This is a genomic window from Halorubrum tibetense (genome assembly GCF_042661865.1).
Taxonomy (GTDB): Archaea; Halobacteriota; Halobacteria; order Halobacteriales; family Haloferacaceae; genus Halorubrum; species Halorubrum tibetense.
On the sequence record NZ_JBHSWW010000324.1, the window covers coordinates 1 to 2445 of the forward strand.

Annotated in this window: 3 protein-coding genes; 2 read left to right on the forward strand and 1 reads right to left on the reverse strand. The window is 71.0% G+C overall.

The window, feature by feature from the left end; all coding sequences use genetic code 11:
• The first annotated feature begins 25 nt into the window (after window positions 1-25).
• Window positions 26-847, forward strand: coding sequence for an ABC transporter ATP-binding protein (locus ACFQEU_RS14505; protein WP_379783308.1), 822 nt, complete (start codon window positions 26-28; stop codon window positions 845-847).
• A 29-nt stretch (window positions 848-876) separates the two neighbouring features.
• Window positions 877-1980, forward strand: coding sequence for an ABC transporter permease (locus ACFQEU_RS14510; RefSeq protein ID WP_379783310.1), 1104 nt, complete (start codon window positions 877-879; stop codon window positions 1978-1980).
• Between the two features lie 24 nt (window positions 1981-2004).
• On the opposite strand, the gene ACFQEU_RS14515 is transcribed toward ACFQEU_RS14510, so the two are convergent.
• A partial coding sequence (locus tag ACFQEU_RS14515; protein ID WP_465261158.1) for a molybdopterin-binding protein occupies window positions 2005-2445 on the reverse strand: 441 nt, incomplete at its 5' end.

Below are 2445 nucleotides of genomic sequence, written 5' to 3' on the forward strand. Positions count from 1 at the left end.
GCCGGCCTCGTCGCCCGCCGCCGCCATGTATAGCGTCGCGCTGGAGGGGGTGACGAAGCGCTACCCGGGTGGGGGTGCGGAGCCGGTGATCGCGCTCGACGACGTCGACTTCGCGGTCGAGCCGGGGGAGTTCGTCGCCGTCGTCGGGCCGAGCGGCTCCGGAAAGTCGACGCTGCTCAACGTGCTCGGGCTGCTCGACGACCCCACCGACGGCCGTCGGCTCCTCTCGGGAACGGACGTGACCGACCTCTCGGTCGGGGAGCGGACGACCGCACGAAAGGAGTCGATCGGATTCGTCTTTCAGGACTTTCACCTGCTGCCGACGCTGACGGCGGTCGAGAACGTGGCGCTACCGACGGCGTTCGACCCCGGGGACGCGAGCGACCGGGCCGCGGCGCTGCTCGACCGATTCGGGCTCGGCGACCGACTCGATCACGAACCGAACGAGCTGTCCGGCGGCCAGAAACAGCGCGTCGCGATCGCCCGATCGCTGATAAACGACCCCGACGTACTGCTCGCGGACGAGCCGACCGGGAACCTCGACACCGACACCGGGGAGTCCATCCTCGCGGAGTTCGAGCGGGTCCGGTCGGAGGGGGTCGCCGTGATCGCCGTCACCCACGACGCGCTCGTCGAGGAGTACGCCGACCGGGTGGTCGAACTGACCGATGGCGTGGTGGTTGGGGGGATTCCCGGCGGTGACGACGATGCCGACGGCGGCGGCGAGAATGACGCCGACAACGGGAACGACGGCGACGGCGACACCCGCGATAACACCGACAGCAGCGACGACGCGCCCGGACTGTTCGGCGACCCGCCGGCGACTCCACGAGGTGACGCGGAGTGAACCCCGGCGCGTGGCGACCCGCGATCGCGATGGCGGCGCGGAACCTCCAGCGAAACCGGGTTCGGACGGTGCTCGCCGTCCTGGGGGTGTGTATCGGCGTGCTCGCGGTCGCGGTGCTCGGGATCTTCGGGAACGTGCTCGCGCTCGGCGCGGACGACGCGATCGGCGACATCGGGACCCAGGTGGTGCTCTCGCCGAACGCGGACGCGGGCGTGGAGTCACTCTCCGACGTCGACGTCGCCGAGATCCGGCGGGCGGTCGGCGACCCCGCAGTTGTGCCGCTGTACACCGACGGGGCGGTCGTCGCCGGCCCGGCCGAACAGCGCTTCGCCACCGTCTACGGCGTCGAACAGCCGGGACTGGCGTTCGAGGCGGCCGAGGGACGGCTCCCCGAGCGACACAGACAGGGAGCGATCGTCGGTGCGGGGCTCGCGGCCGACCTCGACATCGGGGTCGGCGATCGGGTAGAGATCGCGGGCGCACAGACTCGCGTGGTCGCGGTGTTGGCGGAGTCACAGACGTTCAGCCCGGTGGCTCCGGACGACGCGGTGTTCCTCCCCGAATCGGCGTTCGCGGCCGCCGGCTACGACCAGGTACTCGTCGTCTCGGAGACCGGCGGCGAGGCGCGCGAGGCGGCGGCCGCGATCCGCGAGGACGTCAACGCCCGCGAGGAGCGCGTCGACGTGTTCGAGCTGGCCGCGATCGTCGACGAGATCGACGAGTTCTTCGACCTCCTCGGCACGTTCCTGCTCGGGCTCGGCGGGATCTCGCTCGTCGTCGCCGGCGTCTCGATCCTCAACGTGATGCTCATGAGCACTGTCGAGCGCCGCCAGGAGATCGGCGTGATGCGCGCGGTCGGCGTCACTCGCCACGACGTCCTTCGCGTGTTGCTCGCGGAGGCCGGGCTCATCGGCGCGGCGGGGGCGGCCATCGGGGCGGCGTTGACGGTCCTGCTCGTCGCCGCGCTCGTCGTCTCGACCCCGGCGGTCGACGCCGAGCTCGTTCTCGACCCGACGAACGGTTACTACCTCCTGTTGGCGCTCGGGTTCGGCGTCGGTGTCGGCGTCGTGAGCGGTGCGTACCCCGCGTGGAAGGCCGCCAACGAACGGCCCGTGGAGGCGCTGCGGAGCTGATCGGGCCGAACCGAGGGCCGTCAGTCAGTCCCGCGAGACGGGCGTCTCGCTGGCGTCGGTCGTCGCCAACAGCCGGTCGATCGCGGCGTCGACCTCCTCGGGGTCCGTCCCCGTCACTTTGAGACGGTTGTGCCCCGCCTCGCGGTCTGGGTAACAGCCGACGGTAGTGTCGAACTCGTCGATCACGGCCTCTAACGCCGGGACGATGTTCGCTTCGGGTTCGACGGTGTAGAGGAACCGCGACCGCTGTTCGCCCGCGAACTCGTCGGCGACCGAGTCGAACATCGCGCGGAGCTCCTCGGGGATCCCCGGAAAGACGTACACGTTCTCGACGACACACCCTGGGGCAAGTCCCGTGTCGTTCGGGAGCGGGCGGCTCCCCTCTGGCAGTGCGGCCTCGGCGTCGACGTCGACGCGCAGGTCGCGGTCGGGGACCCGCGATCCGATCGCCGCGAGCCGGTCCTC